At 70.8% G+C, this 15,811-nt stretch carries 13 protein-coding genes and 1 pseudogene; 10 read left to right on the forward strand and 4 right to left on the reverse strand.

Annotation, left to right across the window (positions count from 1 at the left end; translation table 11 throughout):
• Positions 1-11 precede the first annotated feature (11 nt).
• Together NP777_RS22715 and NP777_RS22720 are read right to left on the reverse strand one after the other, a co-directional pair.
• Positions 12-233, reverse strand: a complete 222-nt coding sequence (locus NP777_RS22715) for a DUF397 domain-containing protein (RefSeq protein ID WP_256652016.1) — start codon at positions 231-233, stop codon at positions 12-14.
• Positions 230-1,060, reverse strand: coding sequence for a helix-turn-helix domain-containing protein (locus tag NP777_RS22720; protein ID WP_256652017.1), 831 nt, complete (start codon positions 1,058-1,060; stop codon positions 230-232). The genes NP777_RS22715 and NP777_RS22720 overlap by 4 nt, the downstream gene beginning before the upstream one ends.
• Before the next feature lie 366 nt (positions 1,061-1,426).
• Here NP777_RS22720 and NP777_RS22725 point away from each other — a divergent pair, with 366 nt between their 5' ends.
• From NP777_RS22725 to NP777_RS22745, 5 genes and pseudogenes are all read left to right on the forward strand, one after another.
• Entirely contained in the window at positions 1,427-1,621 is a 195-nt protein-coding gene (locus NP777_RS22725; RefSeq protein ID WP_256652018.1) for a hypothetical protein, read from the forward strand.
• Positions 1,618-1,935, forward strand: coding sequence for a hypothetical protein (locus NP777_RS22730; RefSeq protein WP_256652019.1), 318 nt, complete (start codon positions 1,618-1,620; stop codon positions 1,933-1,935). Before NP777_RS22725 ends, NP777_RS22730 begins: the two co-directional genes overlap by 4 nt.
• Positions 1,936-1,985: 50 nt before the next feature.
• Positions 1,986-2,165 carry a hypothetical protein gene (locus NP777_RS22735; RefSeq protein ID WP_256652020.1) on the forward strand — a complete coding sequence of 60 codons (180 nt, stop codon included), beginning with the start codon at positions 1,986-1,988 and terminating at the stop codon, positions 2,163-2,165.
• 344 nt (positions 2,166-2,509) lie between these two features.
• A pseudogene (locus NP777_RS22740) lies at positions 2,510-2,722 on the forward strand (heavy-metal-associated domain-containing protein); the annotation flags it as partial.
• Positions 2,723-2,810: 88 nt separating this feature from the next.
• Positions 2,811-5,174 carry a heavy metal translocating P-type ATPase gene (locus NP777_RS22745; RefSeq protein WP_256652022.1) on the forward strand — a complete coding sequence of 788 codons (2,364 nt, stop codon included), beginning with the start codon at positions 2,811-2,813 and terminating at the stop codon, positions 5,172-5,174.
• A gap of 587 nt (positions 5,175-5,761) precedes the next feature.
• Here NP777_RS22745 and NP777_RS22750 read toward each other — a convergent pair.
• Complete coding sequence (locus tag NP777_RS22750) at positions 5,762-7,051, reverse strand: citrate synthase (protein WP_044575006.1); 1,290 nt, start codon at positions 7,049-7,051, stop codon at positions 5,762-5,764.
• 152 nt (positions 7,052-7,203) lie between these two features.
• Positions 7,204-9,447, reverse strand: coding sequence for an SF1B family DNA helicase RecD2 (gene recD2, locus NP777_RS22755; RefSeq protein ID WP_256652023.1), 2,244 nt, complete (start codon positions 9,445-9,447; stop codon positions 7,204-7,206).
• A gap of 186 nt (positions 9,448-9,633) precedes the next feature.
• Here recD2 and NP777_RS22760 point away from each other — a divergent pair, with 186 nt between their 5' ends.
• From NP777_RS22760 to rbsD, 5 genes are read left to right on the forward strand one after another with little or no spacing between them, the layout of a single operon-like run.
• Positions 9,634-10,650 (forward strand): LacI family DNA-binding transcriptional regulator, encoded by a 1,017-nt coding sequence (locus NP777_RS22760; RefSeq protein WP_256652024.1) that lies wholly within the window; start codon positions 9,634-9,636, stop codon positions 10,648-10,650.
• On the forward strand, positions 10,647-12,215 hold the full coding sequence (locus NP777_RS22765; protein ID WP_256652025.1) for a sugar ABC transporter ATP-binding protein: 1,569 nt from the start codon (positions 10,647-10,649) through the stop codon (positions 12,213-12,215). Before NP777_RS22760 ends, NP777_RS22765 begins: the two co-directional genes overlap by 4 nt.
• Complete coding sequence (locus NP777_RS22770; RefSeq protein ID WP_256652026.1) at positions 12,205-14,154, forward strand: ABC transporter permease/substrate-binding protein; 1,950 nt, start codon at positions 12,205-12,207, stop codon at positions 14,152-14,154. The genes NP777_RS22765 and NP777_RS22770 overlap by 11 nt, the downstream gene beginning before the upstream one ends.
• Before the next feature lie 46 nt (positions 14,155-14,200).
• Positions 14,201-15,127, forward strand: a complete 927-nt coding sequence (gene rbsK / locus NP777_RS22775) for a ribokinase (protein WP_256652027.1) — start codon at positions 14,201-14,203, stop codon at positions 15,125-15,127.
• Positions 15,124-15,519 (forward strand): D-ribose pyranase, encoded by a 396-nt coding sequence (gene rbsD, locus NP777_RS22780; protein WP_256652028.1) that lies wholly within the window; start codon positions 15,124-15,126, stop codon positions 15,517-15,519. Before rbsK ends, rbsD begins: the two co-directional genes overlap by 4 nt.
• Positions 15,520-15,811: the final 292 nt, after the last annotated feature.

Here is a 15,811-nt window from a genome sequence, read left to right on the forward strand (position 1 = left end):
TCAGCGAGGGGTCAGGCGCCGTGCAACTCCCCGTCCTTGACGGCAGATATGAACGATGACCAGGACGAGGCGGGGAAGACCAACGCCGGGCCGTTCGGATCCTTACTGTCACGCACGGGGACGGCGCCAGTGGACGCGAACGCGGGAGCCCACTCGACGCAGGACCCCCCTCCGCCGTTGCTGTAGCTGGATTTGACCCACCCTACGTAGGAGGTGTCCCGGGGGGTGCTCATGGCGTCAATTCCTCCATAACAGAACGGATGAATGCTGCCGTCTGTGTCGGCGACAAGGCGTATGCCCTGAGCAGATCGTATGCCTGAATCCGGGCCATGACCGTCTCGGTGTCCTCTAGTAACTGCCCGGTGTCGATGCTCTCTTCATAGGCCACCTCTGTGCCATCGTCCAGCCTCAGCAGATCCAGAGTGCCACCCATCAGCGGGTGTTCACCGTGTTCGTACGGCAGCACCTGAATCACGCTGTCAGGGGTGTCCACCAAGCCCATCAACCGGGCCAACTGGGCACGCATCACGCCTGCCCCACCAACCGGCCGCCGCAAGGAAGCCTCGTCCAGGATCACGGATAGATGAGGTGAAGGCGTAGCCCGGAGAAGTGCCTGGCGCCCCATCCGTGCCGCCACCTTCTCCTCTATCTCGTTCACGGTCGCCTTCGGGTTACTGACTCGAAAGAGAGCGCGAGCGTAGTCCTCGGTCTGGAGCAGTCCAGGCACAAGCTGACCCGCATAACAAGCAATTGCCCTGGCGCGAGTCTCCAGCTCCATACGACGCCGGTACTTGTCCGGGTGCACCTCCCGCCTTGCGAGCGCGTACAGCTTTCCGAAGAGCCCGTCTGTGCCGAACGCGGCGTCCAGATGGGCGGGAAGCTCGGGCGGGATCATGTACTCGGCTACCTCGATGCGCGCCAAGTGACTACGGCTTGACGGCACCACTTCAGCCAGCCTCGCCAGGCTCATGCCTGCCCGTTCGCGATGCCCGCGCAGCTCGGCACCGAAGAGATGACGGGCCGATCGGTCGGGCGTCAGTTCACGTTGCCGTGCCGCCATGCACGTAACTCCCATCTCCCAAAACCAGGTTGAGACATCCAAGTCTGTCGAGAGTACGCGCGGACAGCCACGCTTGCACTACACAGAGTCAACAGCCACCGCGCCCCTGACCGACACGGGCGCGGGCAGGAACTTCTGACCTGGGAGACCCCCGCGACCTGGCCGGGTCCGGGGGCATGGTCAACGCTGGATTGGAGCGTCAACATGCTGGACCCTATCGCCCGTCTGCTCGTATGGGTGAGGGCGTTTTTCGCCTTACGGCCGTCCGGCCGTCACCGGGCCGCCCCGAACCTCCCCACGTCGCGCCCGGGGCCTTCCGGCCCCGTGGCGGGGGCCATGGCCTCCCCGAGTGTCACGCACCGACCGGTGCCCCCGCGCCCGTACACCAACTCGCCGACCCTGGAACTGCACACCGTTCCCCTCCTGCCGCTGGACAGCGGGCTGCCCGCGCTGGTGCGCCCCTACCCGGTGGCCGATGAGCGGCGGCGGCGAGAGCGGCCGAAGAGCGTCCCCCGGGTGGAGTTGATCTGTGCTCCGCACGGGATGGTGGTGATCCGGTGACCGCCACCGGCCGTGCCGCGCCCGTTCCGGCCCCTGGCTGCGCCCTGTGCGCCGTGCCCGGCGACTTCGGGCACCGCGACCTCGGCGAGCCGCGTTCGGGTCTGTGCCCGGCGTGTGTCGCGGCGGGCAGGCCCACCCGCGACGGCTTGGAGCAGGCCGTCGTGATCGTCGCCGGACAGAGCCTTGCCGCCGCCGAGGCTCTGAGCCTCGCCACCGCCGCACCGGAGGAACTGGCCTACCACCTGGGCGCGGTGAAACGCGGTCTGCGCAGCGTGCTCCAGCTCCTCGCGCCGGTCGGGGAGGACGACCCGTGAACATCCGCAAGGGCAGGGGCGGGGGCGAGGAGCCCCGTGCGGAGCCTCGGATGACGATGCGCGTGTACACGATGGCGCGCGACGGCATCGTCATCGCGCGGCGCGCGGTGGTGACCGTCCTGACCGGGAGGGACAGCACCGACGCTTACGGACTGGGGCAGGCGTGGCCGCCATGCCAGTGCCCCCGCCACCGCGAGCAGAACGCCACCGGGAGCCGGGGGCGCCGCTGAGACGGCCCCGTCCGCTCCCGCCCCCGGTGGCCGGGGGCACGCCCCGGGGCCCTGGCCACCGGCTTCCACGGCAGTCGGCCAGAGCCCCGGCCACCTCCGCGCGACGGACGGCCGGACGGAGTCGCACGACGCCCCCACCCCGGGGCCCCGGGAAAAGTCCCCGGGCCGCGGAGGGGTGCGCGCGGGTGCGGGGTACCCGCCACGGACCCGCGCACCACCGGCTTCCATCCATACCCCCTAGGGGTATAGAGTGGGAATCGTCAGGAGACGCTGAGGCATTCCGGCACCTCCTGCGCACCGACCGTCACGCTCACCTCACACAGGAGAACCCCATGAGCTCCGAGGCAGTCACCACCGTCTACCAGGTGACCGGCATGACCTGCGGCCACTGCGAAGGCGCCGTCACCGAGGAGATCGGCGGCCTCGACGGCGTCACCTCCGTCAAGGCCGTGGCGTCCACCGGCCAGGTCACCGTGGTCTCGGCCGCCCCGCTGGACGACGAGAGCGTCCGCGCCGCCGTGGACGAGGCGGGCTACGAGCTCGCCGGCCGGGCCTGAGCGAGCCCCCACCAAACCCCCGCCGGCCCGTGCCGCCCTGCTCATACAGTCGCCGCACGGCCCGGCCCTCCTCCCAGGAGAACCAGACATGACCAGCACGGCACCCCCCGCCGGGTCCGCCGCCGACACCACCGCGACGACCGGCGGCCCCTCGCAGGTCGAACTCGCCATCGGCGGGATGACCTGTGCGTCCTGCGCCGCCCGTGTCGAGAAGAAGCTCAACCGCCTCGACGGCGTCACCGCCACGGTGAACTTCGCCACCGAGAAGGCCAAGGTGTCCTACGGCGCCGGGATCGAGGTCGCCGACCTGATCGCCACCGTCGTCAAAACCGGGTACACCGCCGAGGAACCGCGCCCCGCCGTGCCCGAGCCCCGCGCCCCCGAGGGCGCCGCCGCACCGGAGGCCGACCCGCGCGGCGAGGCCGCACCGGACTCCCTGCGCCACCGCATGCTCGTCTCCCTCGCGCTGTCCCTGCCCGTCGTGGTGCTGGCGATGGTGCCGTCCCTGCAGTTCGACAACTGGCAGTGGCTCTCGCTCACCCTCGCCGCGCCGGTCGTCGTCTGGGGCGGCGCGCCCTTCCACAAGGCCGCCTGGACGAACGCCCGGCACGGCGCGGCCACCATGGACACCCTCGTCTCCATCGGCACCCTGGCGGCCCTCGGCTGGTCCGCGTGGGCGCTGTTCTTCGGTGACGCGGGCATGGCCGGTATGCGGCACGGCTTCGACCTCACCGTCTCCCGCACCGGTGGATCGTCCTCGATCTATCTGGAGGCGGCGGCCGGGGTGACCGCGCTGATCCTGCTCGGCCGCTATCTGGAGGCGAAGTCCAAGCGGCGGGCGGGCGCCGCGCTGCGCGCACTGCTGGAGCTAGGCGCCAAGGACGTGGCCGTGCTCCGGTACGAGGGGGGCGAGCGCGAAGCGCTCCCGGTTGAGGGCGGTGGTGGGCGACGGGCGGGCCGGGAGGTACGGATCCCCGTCGGCGAGTTGGCCGTAGGCGACCACTTCGTGGTGCGCCCCGGCGAGAAGATCGCCACCGATGGCACGGTGGTCGAGGGCTCCTCCGCCGTGGACGCCTCGATGCTGACCGGCGAGTCGGTGCCGGTGGACGTGGGGGTCGGCGACGCGGTGGCGGGCGCGACCGTCAACGCGTCGGGCCGGATCGTGGTCGAGGCCACCCGGGTCGGCGCGGACACCCAGCTGTCCCGTATGGGCAAGCTGGTCGAGGACGCGCAGAACGGCAAGGCCGAGGTGCAGCGGCTGGCCGACCGGGTCTCGGGGATCTTCGTACCGATCGTGCTGCTGATCGCCGTCGGCACCCTGCTGGGCTGGCTGCTCACCACGGGCGACACGGCCGCCGCCTTCACCGCGGCCGTCGCCGTCCTGATCATCGCCTGCCCCTGCGCCCTGGGCCTGGCCACCCCGACCGCGCTCATGGTCGGCACCGGCCGCGGCGCCCAGCTGGGCATCCTGATCAAGGGGCCCGAGGTGCTGGAGTCCACGCGCCGGGTGGACACCGTCGTCCTGGACAAGACCGGCACGGTGACGGCCGGGCAGATGCGGCTGCGCGGGGCCGTCACGGCGCCCGGTGTGGACGAGCGGGAGCTGCTGCGGCTCGCGGGCGCCCTGGAACACGCCTCCGAGCACCCGATCGCGCGGGCCATCGCGGACGGCGCGGCCGAGCGGATCGGCGACCTCCCGGCACCCGAGGACTTCCGCTCCGAGCCCGGTCTCGGCGTCCAGGGCACGGTGGACGGCCACGCGGTGCTGGTCGGCCGCGAGAAGCTGCTGGGCGCCCGGGCCATCGAACTGCCCGAGGATCTCGCGGCCGCCAAGGCGGCGGCCGAGTCCGAGGGGCAGACGGCGGTCGCGGTGGCCTGGGACGGCGCGGCGCGCGGTGTCCTCCTGGTGGCCGACGCCGTCAAGGAGACCAGCGCCGAGGCGGTCGCCCAACTGCGGGCGCTCGGCCTCGCCCCGATCCTGCTGACCGGCGACAACCGGCTGGTCGCCGAGGCGGTGGCCCGCGAGGTCGGCATCGACGACGTCATCGCCGAGGTGCTGCCGCAGGACAAGGTGGACGTGGTGAAGCGGCTGCGGGATGAGGGCCGTACGGTCGCCATGGTGGGCGACGGGGTCAACGACGCGGCCGCCCTCGCCACCGCCGACCTCGGGCTCGCGATGGGCACGGGCACGGACGCGGCCATCGAGTCCGGGGATCTGACCCTGGTCCGGGGCGATCTGCGGGTGGCGGCGGACGCGATCCGGCTGGCGCGCCGGACGCTCGGCACCATCAAGGGCAATCTCTTCTGGGCCTTCGGCTACAACGTCGCCGCGCTGCCGCTCGCGGCGGCCGGACTGCTGAACCCGATGATCGCGGGAGCCGCGATGGCGTTCTCTTCCGTGTTCGTGGTGTCGAACAGTCTGCGACTGCGGGCCTTCACAGCGTCCACATAGATTCACCAAGTCCCCATAAGCCGCACAACACCCATACGGCGGAGCCTCGATCTTCAAATCGAGGCTCTTGCCCTTTTATGGCCCTTATGGCAAGAGACGCAGATCACAGACAACCCAACGTAACCATTGAGGGGGGTGGCGAGTCTAATGGGACGGTGGGGATACGTCTTGGGGGACGGATCCTGCAACGCGTAGCCGGGACGACGTACTCGGGGAGCTTTGAGCGGCCCTCCCGTAGGTACCCGTCCCGGCAGATCGCGCCACCGTACGGCCCGCAAGGGCCCGTAGACGCCCGGCCGGATCCCGTGGGGGGAATCCGCTCCGGGGCAAGGGAAGCGCCCCGCTCCGACCCGTGGGGGGATCGGCAGCGGGGCGCTTCTCGCTTTTTTGAGGGCTCGGTTCTCCCCCGGCTACGGCTGGGAGGTGCCCCCGCCGGGGCGCTTCAGCCTCCCCCGGCCACCGCCGGGAGGTACCCCCTGCCGGAAGACCCCGGGGCCGGAAGCCCTACGGCACCCGGCCCAGCTCATACGAGTGCCCCCGGCCCTCTCAAGGAACAGGGCGGGGGCACCCGGAGACTCCAAGAAGCTCTAGCGCTCCTCGACCGGGACGAAGTCGCGCTCGACCACGCCCGTGTAGATCTGGCGGGGGCGGCCGATGCGGGAGCCCGGCTCCTTGATCATCTCGTGCCACTGGGCGATCCAGCCCGGCAGCCGGCCGAGCGCGAACAGCACGGTGAACATCTCCGTCGGGAAGCCCATCGCCCGGTAGATCAGACCGGTGTAGAAGTCCACGTTCGGGTAGAGCTTGCGCTCCACGAAGTAGTCGTCCGCGAGCGCGTGCTCCTCCAGCTTGAGCGCGATGTCGAGCAGCTCGTCGGACTTGCCCAGCGCGGAGAGGACATCGTGCGCCGCCGACTTGATGATCTTCGCCCGGGGGTCGAAGTTCTTGTAGACGCGGTGCCCGAAGCCCATGAGCTTCACGCCGTCTTCCTTGTTCTTCACCTTGCGGATGAAGGTGTCGACGTCGCCGCCCGAAGCCTGGATGCCCTCGAGCATCTCCAGCACGGACTGGTTGGCGCCGCCGTGCAGGGGACCCCACAGGGCATTGATGCCTGCCGAGATGGAGGCGAACATATTGGCCTGCGAGGAACCGACCAGCCGGACCGTGGAGGTCGAACAGTTCTGCTCGTGGTCGGCGTGCAGAATCAGCAGCTTGTCGAGCGCGGAGACCACGGTCGGGTCCAGGTCGTACTCCTGCGCGGGGACCGAGAAGGTCATCCGGAGGAAGTTCTCGACATAGCCGAGGTCATTGCGCGGGTAGACAAAGGGGTGGCCGACCGACTTCTTGTACGCGTAGGCGGCAATGGTCGGCAGCTTGGCCAGCAGCCGGGTCGTCGAGAGGTTGCGCTGCTTCTCGTCGAACGGGTTGTGGCTGTCCTGGTAGAAGGTCGACAGCGCGCTGACCACGGAGGACAGCATCGCCATCGGGTGTGCGTCACGCGGGAAGCCGTCGTAGAACCGCTTGACGTCCTCGTGCAGCAGCGTGTGGCGGGTGATGTCCTCACGGAAGGCCGCCAGTTCATCGACGGTCGGCAGCTCCCCGTTGATCAGCAGGAAGGCGGTCTCCAGGAAGGAGGCGCGCTCCGCCAGCTGCTCGATGGGGTAGCCGCGGTAGCGCAGGATGCCCTGCTCACCGTCCAGATAGGTGATCGCGGATTTGTACGCGGCGGTGTTGCCGTAACCGGAGTCCAGGGTCACCAGACCGGTCTGGGCGCGCAGCTTGCCGATATCGAAGCCCTTGTCGCCGACGGTGCTGTCGACCACCGGGTAGGTGTACTCGCCGTCCCCGTACCGCAGTACTACAGAGTTGTCGCTCACGTCATCCCTCACCGACGTCTGGTTCTCTTCTTCGAGGTGCCCTGACTCCCCCCACCTTCCCCTACTCGGGTAGCGAACGTGCACTCGGGGTCGGCCGAAGAGCCTTTTGGCGGCACTCAGTGCCGCCTTTCACGGCCATCCTGCCCCGTTCGTCATCGTTCGGAAACCCATCTGACACGCTCGACTGTCACATCGCCGCCGAGTCGGTGATCCAGCGCGGTACAGCGCCTGCCCGCCGAGACGGTGCGCACCGCCTGCCCCAGCGCGCGGCGCGAGCCGACCAGCACCACAAGGCGCTTGGCACGGGTCACGGCCGTGTACAGGAGGTTGCGCTGCAGCATCATCCAGGCCCCGGTGGTCACCGGGATCACGACGGCCGGGTACTCACTGCCCTGTGACCGGTGAATGGTCACCGCATAGGCATGAGCCAGCTCGTCCAGCTCGTCGAAGTCGTACGGCACCTCCTCGTCCTCGTCCGTCCGCACGGTCAGCCGCTGCTCATCGGTGTCGAGCGAGGTGACGACGCCAACCGTGCCGTTGAAGACCCCGTTGGCCCCTTTCTCATAATTGTTACGGATCTGGGTCACCTTGTCGCCGACGCGGAAGACCCGGCCGCCGAAGCGGCGCTCCGGGAGGTCCGGGCGGGCCGGGGTGATGGCCTGCTGAAGCAGTCCGTTGAGCGTGCCGGCGCCCGCCGGGCCGCGGTGCATCGGGGCCAGAACCTGCACGTCGCGGCGGGGGTCCAGGCCGAACTTCGCGGGGATGCGGCGGGCCGCGACATCGACCGTGAGCCGCCCGGCCTCCTCGGTGTCGTCCTCGACGAACAGGAAGAAGTCCGACAGGCCCTGGGTGACCGGCGGCACCCCCTCGTTGATCCGGTGGGCGTTGGTGACCACCCCGGACTGCTGGGCCTGGCGGAAGATCCGGGTCAGCCGCACCGCGGGAACGGGGCTGCCGGGGGCCAGCAGATCGCGCAGCACCTCCCCGGCGCCCACGCTGGGCAGCTGGTCCACATCGCCGACGAAGAGCAGATGGGCACCGGGCGGGACCGCCTTGACCAGCTTGTTGGCCAGCAGCAGATCGAGCATCGACGCCTCGTCGATCACCACCAGGTCCGCGTCGAGCGGGCGGTCCCTGTCGTACGCCGCGTCCCCGCCGGGCTTGAGCTCCAGCAGCCGGTGGACGGTGGACGCCTCGGCGCCGGTCAGCTCGGACAGCCGCTTGGCGGCCCGGCCGGTGGGCGCCGCGAGCACCACCTTGGCCTTCTTGGCGCGGGCCAGCTCCACCACGGACCGCACGGTGAACGACTTGCCGCAGCCCGGCCCGCCGGTGAGCACCGCGACCTTCTCGGTCAGCGCGAGCCGCACCGCCTGGCTCTGCTCGGGCGCCAGATCGGCGCCGGTGCGACCGGCCAGCCAGCCCAGGGCCTTGTCCCAGTCCACGCCCCGGAAGGCGGGCAGCCGGTCCTCCTCGGTGCGCAGCAGCCGCAGCACCTGGCCCGCGAGGGAGATCTCGGCGCGGTGGAAGGGCACCAGATAGACGGCGGAGACCGGCTCGCCGCCCTCCGGACCCGGGACCGGCTCGCGCACCACGCCCTCGTCCTCGGTGGCCAGCTCGCCCAGGCAGTCGATGACCAGGCCGGTGTCCACCTGGAGCAACTTGACCGCGTCCGCGATGAGTTGCTCCTCGGGGAGATAGCAGTGGCCCTGGTCGGCGGACTGGGACAGCGCGTACTGCAGACCGGCCTTCACCCGGTCCGGGCTGTCATGGGGGATGCCGACCGACTGGGCGATCTTGTCGGCGGTGAGGAAGCCGATGCCCCAGACGTCGGCCGCCAGCCGGTACGGCTCGTTCTTCACGACCGAAATCGACGCGTCTCCGTACTTCTTGTAGATCCGCACCGCGATGGAGGTGGAGACGCCGACCCCCTGGAGGAAGACCATCACCTCCTTGATGGCCTTCTGCTCCTCCCAGGCGGCGGCGATCATCTTGGTGCGCTTGGGGCCGAGGCCGGGGACCTCTACCAGCCGCTTGGGCTCCTCTTCGATGACATCGAGGGTGTCGACGCCGAAGTGCTCGGTGATCCGGTCGGCGATCCGGGGGCCGATGCCCTTGATCAGCCCGGAGCCGAGATAGCGCCGGATGCCCTGGACGGTGGCGGGGAGGACGGTCTGGTAGTTCTCGACCGTGAACTGTTTGCCATATTGCGGATGGGAACCCCAGCGACCCTCCATCCGCAGCGACTCGCCCGGCTGGGCGCCCAGCAGCGAGCCGACGACGGTGAGCAGATCGCCGGAGCCACGGCCGGTGTCGACCCGCGCGACCGTATAGCCGTTCTCCTCATTGGCGTAGGTGATCCGCTCCAGGACCCCTTCCACCACCGCGAGTTTGAGCATGCCCCGACCGTACCGCCGGGAGCCGACAGGCGGTTCGGGCCTGTGGACAACGCCCGCGGGGAACGAACGCGGGTATGCGCCCCGCAGCGGAATATCACGATCCGGTTTCACCGGGGGCCGACCCCTTGCCTCCTTCAATGTAATCGATTCCAATCTCATGTAATCGATTCCACAAGGAGGTGGACGATGCCGGCCATCAAGGATGTGGCGCGGCGCGCCGGGGTCTCCGTGGCGACGGTCTCACGGGTGCTCAACGACCACCCCTCCGTCCGCGCGGACACCCGCGAACGGGTGCTCGCCGCGGTCGCCGACCTCGGTTATCGCCCCAACGCGGTGGCGCGCTCGCTGCGCACCGATCAGACCCGGACCCTGGGGCTGGTCATCAGCGATGTGCTGAATCCCTTCTTCACCGAGCTGGCCCGTTCGGTCGAGGACGCCGCCCGCGAGCTGGACTACAGCGTGGTCATCGGCAACGCCGACGAGCGGCCCGACCTCCAGGACCACCATGTGCGCACCCTGATGGACCGCCGCATAGACGGACTGCTGGTCAGCCCCACCGACGGCGGCTCCCCGATGATGCTGGCCGCCGCCCGCGCCGGCACCCCCATGGTCTTCGTCGACCGCTGGATCGAGGGCGAGGGTCTGGACCGGGTGCCGGTGATCCGCACCGACGGGCGGGGAGCCATCCGCGCCCTCGTGGCCCATCTGTGCGCCCTTGGCCACCGCCGGGTCGCGATCATCGCGGGCCCCGCGGCCACCACGACCGGACGCGAACGGGTGGACGCCTTCCGCTCCGCGCTGCGCGAGTCCGGCCTGGAGCTGCACGAGGACCACATCGGCCAGGGCGACTTCCAGGCGGACAGCGGCCGCCGGGTGACCGCCCGCTTCCTCGATCTGCCACACCCCCCGGACGCCGTCTTCGCCGCCGACAACCTGATGGCGCTCGGCGCGATGGACGAGATCCGCGCCCGGGGCCTGCGGGTGCCGGACGACGTGGCGCTCGCCGCGTTCGACGACATCCCCTGGTTCGTCCACACCGATCCGCCCATCACCGCCATCGCCCAGCCGACCGGGGCGCTCGGCCGGGCCGCCGTGACGGCGCTGATCGATCTCGTCGAGGGGCGGCCCGCCGAGTCGGTGACCCTGTCCGCCCGTCTGGTCACCCGCCGCTCGTGCGGCGAGCCCGAAGGGAGCAAGCCATGAGTTCCGAGCCCGAGCGGTCCTCCCCCGGCGGGGCGGAACTGCTGCGCATGGAGGGGGTCCGTAAGACCTTCCCCGGAGTGATCGCGCTGGACGGGGTGGACTTCGAGCTGCGCCGGGGCGAAGTGCATGTCCTCCTGGGCGAGAACGGCGCGGGCAAGTCCACGTTGATCAAGATGCTCTCCGGCGCCCACCGCCCCGACGGCGGGCGGATCCTGGTCGACGGCGAACCGGTGCGCATCAACAGCGCGCAGGACGCCGAGCGGTTCGGGATCGCCACCATCTACCAGGAGTTCAACCTCGTCCCGGACCTCACCGTGGCCGAGAACATCTTCCTGGGCCGCCAGCCGCGCCGCTTCGGCATGATCGACCGCAAGGCCATGGACGCGCGGGCCGCCGAGCTGCTGGCCCGCGTCGGGGTGGACGTCTCGCCCCGGACCCGCGTCCGCGACCTCGGCATCGCCCGGCTCCAGATGGTGGAGATCGCCAAGGCGCTGAGCCTGGAGGCCCGCGTCCTGATCATGGACGAGCCGACCGCCGTGCTCACCACCGAGGAGGTCGACAAGCTCTTCCGGATCGTGCGCACGCTGCGCGCGGACGGGGTGGGCGTCGTCTTCATCACCCACCACCTGGAGGAGATCGCCGCCCTGGGCGACCGGGTCACCGTGCTGCGCGACGGCCGCAGCGTCACCCAGGTACCGGCGAGCACCGACCAGGACGAGCTGGTGCGGCTGATGGTGGGCCGCTCCATCGAGCAGCAGTACCCGCGCGAGCGCGGGGATGCCGGTGAGCCCCTGCTGAAGGTCCGGGGGCTCACCCGGAACGGCAGCTTCCAGGACATCGGCTTCGAGGTGCGGGCCGGGGAGGTGGTGGGCCTGGCCGGGCTGGTCGGCGCGGGCCGTACGGAGGTCGTCCGGGCGCTGTTCGGCGCCGACCCGTACGACTCCGGCTCCGTGGAGGTGCTCGGCCGCCCACTGCCCGGCCATGACGTGGTGGCCGCCATGCGGGCCGGGATCGGCCTGGTCCCCGAGGACCGTAAGGGCCAGGGACTGGTCCTCGACGGCTCCGTACAGGAGAACCTGGGCCTGGTCACGCTGCGCGCCGCCACCCGCGCCGGGCTGGTCGACCGGGCCGCCCAGCGGCGCTCGGCGGCCGGTGTCGCCGAGCGGCTGGCCGTCCGGATGGCCGGTCTCGACCAGCGGGTGCGCACCCTCTCCGGGGGCAACCAGCAGAAGGTCGTCATCGGCAAGTGGCTGCTCGCCGACAGCAAGGTGCTGATCCTCGACGAGCCGACCCGCGGGATCGACGTGGGCGCCAAGGTCGAGATCTACCAGCTCATCAACGAACTCACCGCGTCCGGCCACGCCGTGCTGATGATCTCCAGCGATCTGCCCGAGGTGCTGGGGATGAGCGACCGGGTCCTGGTCATGGCCCAGGGCCGGATCGCGGGTGAGCTGACCGCGCACGACGCGACCCAGGACGCCGTGATGGCCCTGGCAGTGAAGGACGTCAAGGACGCCGACGAAGGAGTCGGCGGCAAGGAAAAGGAGGGCTCCCGTGGCCACTGACACGATTGACGCCACGAAGGACCCCGGAGGCTCGACGGCGCTGCGCCGCGTGCTGCTCGACAACGGCGCCCTGAGCGCCCTGGTACTGCTGGTGGCCGCCATGGCGCTGCTGTCCGGCGACTTCCTCACCACCGACAATCTCCTCAACGTCGGCGTCCAGGCGGCGGTCACCGCGATCCTCGCCTTCGGCGTCACCTTCGTCATCGTCTCCGCGGGCATCGACCTCTCGGTCGGCTCGGTGGCCGCGCTGTCCGCCACCGTGCTCGCCTGGTCCGCGAGCTCACAGGGACTGCCGGTCTGGTTCGCGGCGCTCCTGGCGCTCACCACCGGCGTCGCCTGCGGGCTGGTCAGCGGGGCGCTGGTCTCCTTCGGGAAGCTGCCGCCGTTCATCGCCACCCTCGCGATGCTGTCGATCGGCCGCGGCCTCGCCCTGGTGATCTCCCAGGGCAGCCCGATAGCCGTGCCCGACTCGGTGTCCGGCCTCGGCGACACCCTCGGCGGCTGGCTGCCGGTCCCGGTGATCGTGATGATCGTGATGGGCCTGATCACCGCCGGTGTGCTGGGCCGTACGTATCCGGGCCGGGCGATGTACGCGATCGGCGGCAACGAGGAGGCGGCCCGGCTCTCCGGGATCCGGGTGACCCGCCAGAAGCTGGTCATCTACGCGCTCTCCGGCGGTTTCGCGGCCGTCGCGGGCATCGTGCTCGCCTCCCGGCTGTCCTCCGCGCAGCCCCAGGCGGCGGTCGGCTACGAACTCGACGCGATCGCCGCGGTGGTCATCGGCGGCGCCAGCCTGTCCGGTGGCGTCGGTAAGGCGTCCGGCACGCTCATCGGCGCGCTGATCCTCGCCGTACTGCGCAACGGGCTCAACCTGCTGGAGGTGTCCGCCTTCTGGCAGCAGGTCGTCATCGGTGTCGTCATCGCGCTCGCGGTGCTGCTTGACACCGTGCGCCGACGGGCCGGGGCCGGACCGGGCGCGCCCGGGGCCGCGGCGGGCGGGCCGTCCGGTGGCGGCCGTAAGAAGGCCGTCAACGCGGGCAAGTTCGCACTGGCCGCCGTCGTCGTCGCCGCCATCGCCTTCGGCGCCTCCGTCTGGCGCTCCGGCTCCTCCGGGGGCACGTCCACCAAGGTCGGCCTGTCGGTCTCCACCCTGAACAACCCCTTCTTCGTGCAACTGAAGGCGGGCGCCCAGGAGGAGGCCAAGCGCGCCGGTGTCAGCCTTACGGTCACCGACGCCCAGAACGACGCCTCCCAGCAGGCCAATCAGCTCCAGAACTTCACCAGCCAGAACATGAAGTCGATCATCATCAACCCGGTCGACTCCGACGCCGCCGGACCGTCCGTCCGGGCCGCCGACAAGGCGGGCATCCCGGTGCTCGCCGCCGACCGCGGCGTCAACAAGGCGAAGATCGCGACCCTGGTGGCCTCCGACAACATCGCCGGTGGCAAGCTGGCCGCCAAGACGCTCGCCGAGCGGCTCGGCAAGAAGGGCACGATCCTGGTGCTGCAGGGCACCCCCGGCACCTCGGCCTCGCGTGAGCGCGGTAAGGGCTTCGCGGAGGGCCTGAAGGCGTACCCGGACATCAAGGTCGTCGGCAAGCAGACCGCCGACTTCGACCGGGCCAAGGGGCTCGATGTGACCACCAATCTGCTCCAGGCCCACCCCGGCATCGACGGGATCTTCGCCGAGAACGACGAGATGGCGCTCGGCGCGGTCAAGGCGCTCGGGTCCAAGGCGGGCAAGTCCGTCGCGGTCGTCGGCTTCGACGGCACCCCGGACGGGCTCAAGGCCGTCGAGAACGGCACTCTCGCCGCGACCGTCGCCCAGCAGCCCAAGGAACTGGGCCGGATGGTGGTGGAGAACGCCGTCAAGGCCGCCAAGGGGCAGAAGATCGACGGCACGGTGAAGGTGCCGGTGAAGGTCGTCACCGCGAATTGACGGGTGAAGGTCGTCACCGCGAAGAGACAAACGAAAGGACGTGCGGATGCACGACTACGACCTGCTGGTCGTGGGGTCGGCCAACGCCGATCTGGTGATCGGAGTCGACCGCCGCCCCGAGGCCGGTGAGACGGTCCTCGGGTCCGACCTGGTGGTCCACCCGGGCGGCAAGGGCGGCAACCAGGCCGTCGCCGCCGCCCGGCTGGGGGCCCGGACGGCCCTGCTGGCCCGGGTCGGCGACGACGACTACGGCCGGCTGCTGCTGGACTCCCAGCGGTCGGCCGGGGTCGACACGGTGGGCGTGCTGGTCGGCGGCGCGCCCACCGGGGTCGCGCTGATCACGGTGGACCCCTCCGGCGACAACAGCATCGTGGTCTCCCAGGGGGCCAACGCCCGGCTGACCCCCGGCGACGTCCGGGCCGCCGCGAACCTGCTGGCCGCGGCGCGGGTGGTATCGCTGCAGCTGGAGATCCCCCTGGAGTCGGTCGCCGAGGTGGTCCGCACGGCGGCCGCGGGCTTCGGCGACCGCCCCGGGCCGCGGGTGGTGCTCAACCCCTCGCCGACCGCGCCGCTGCCCAACGATGTGCTGGCCGCCTGTGATCCGCTGGTGGTCAACGAGCACGAGGCGCGGTTCCTGCTCAGCGACGACCAGGTGGGCTCCTCCGACGACCCCGAGGAGTGGGCCGACGCCCTGCTCTCGCGCGGTCCGCGCTCGGTCGTGGTGACCCTGGGCGGCGAGGGCGCGCTGGTCGCCGACGGCGACCGTACGGTGCTCGTGCCCAGTCCCGAGGTGACGGCCGTGGACACCACGGGCGCCGGGGACGCCTTCACCGGAGCCCTCGCCTGGCGCCTCGGCGTCGGCGACGACCTGGTGACGGCGGTGCGGTTCGCGGTGCGCGTGGGCGCGGCCGCGGTGACCCGGGCCGGGGCGCAGGCGTCCTTCCCCAGCGCCGAGGAGGTGGCAGCCCTGTGAAGCGGTCCGGGATCCTCAATCGCCGGCTGAGCGCGGGCATCGCCCTGTTGGGCCACACCGACACCGTGATGGTGTGCGACGCGGGCCTGCCGATACCGGACGGGCCGTTCGTGGTGGACCTCGCCTTCACGGCCGGGGTGCCGTCGTTCGAGCGGGTGCTCACCGGGCTGCTGGACGAGCTGGTGGTCGAGGGGGCCACGGCGGCGCGGGAGGTACGCGGCCACAACTCCGGGGCGACCGCCCTGCTCGACCGCCTCTTCCCGGCTCCCGCGCTGGAGCTGGTCCCGCACGAGGAGCTGAAGACGCTGACGGCGGGGGCGCGGCTGGTGGTGCGTACGGGCGAGGCGCGGCCGTACGCGAACGTACTGCTGCGGTGCGGGGTGCCGTTCTGAGGCGTACGGCGCGCGGGCGCCCCCGGGGCGCGGTGTGACATGCGCGTCCCCGGGCGCGGTCTGATATTTCGAGGGGCCCGGCCGTGGTCCGGGCCCCTCGTCTTCCCCTCCCAGGGCTTCCTCTCGAATCCCCCCCGGATCCCCCCGGGAAGCCCGATGCCAGGTACGACCCACCAAGGGCCGGAACGGTTGCACGGCGATCGGCGAAAGATTTTTCCGACGCGCGACAACCTCGGACAGGGCCGCACGTCTGGTGGGATGAAGGCGGGTTCCGGAACGGATCCTCGGATCC

This window comes from Streptomyces rugosispiralis, assembly GCF_024505145.1.
Classification (GTDB): domain Bacteria; phylum Actinomycetota; class Actinomycetes; order Streptomycetales; family Streptomycetaceae; genus Streptomyces; species Streptomyces rugosispiralis.

Excerpts from the sequence above, each read along its gene's own strand:
- NP777_RS22765 (WP_256652025.1), top strand. The coding sequence starts at position 10,647 with ATGAGTTCCGAGCCCGAGCGGTCCTCCCCCGGCGGGGCGGAACTGCTG.
- NP777_RS22715 (WP_256652016.1), bottom strand. The coding sequence starts at position 233 with ATGAGCACCCCCCGGGACACCTCCTACGTAGGGTGGGTCAAATCCAGC.
- rbsK (WP_256652027.1), top strand. The coding sequence starts at position 14,201 with ATGCACGACTACGACCTGCTGGTCGTGGGGTCGGCCAACGCCGATCTG.
- recD2 (WP_256652023.1), bottom strand. The coding sequence starts at position 9,447 with ATGCTCAAACTCGCGGTGGTGGAAGGGGTCCTGGAGCGGATCACCTAC.
- NP777_RS22745 (WP_256652022.1), top strand. The coding sequence starts at position 2,811 with ATGACCAGCACGGCACCCCCCGCCGGGTCCGCCGCCGACACCACCGCG.
- NP777_RS22720 (WP_256652017.1), bottom strand. The coding sequence starts at position 1,060 with ATGGCGGCACGGCAACGTGAACTGACGCCCGACCGATCGGCCCGTCAT.
- NP777_RS22760 (WP_256652024.1), top strand. The coding sequence starts at position 9,634 with ATGCCGGCCATCAAGGATGTGGCGCGGCGCGCCGGGGTCTCCGTGGCG.
- NP777_RS22735 (WP_256652020.1), top strand. The coding sequence starts at position 1,986 with ATGACGATGCGCGTGTACACGATGGCGCGCGACGGCATCGTCATCGCG.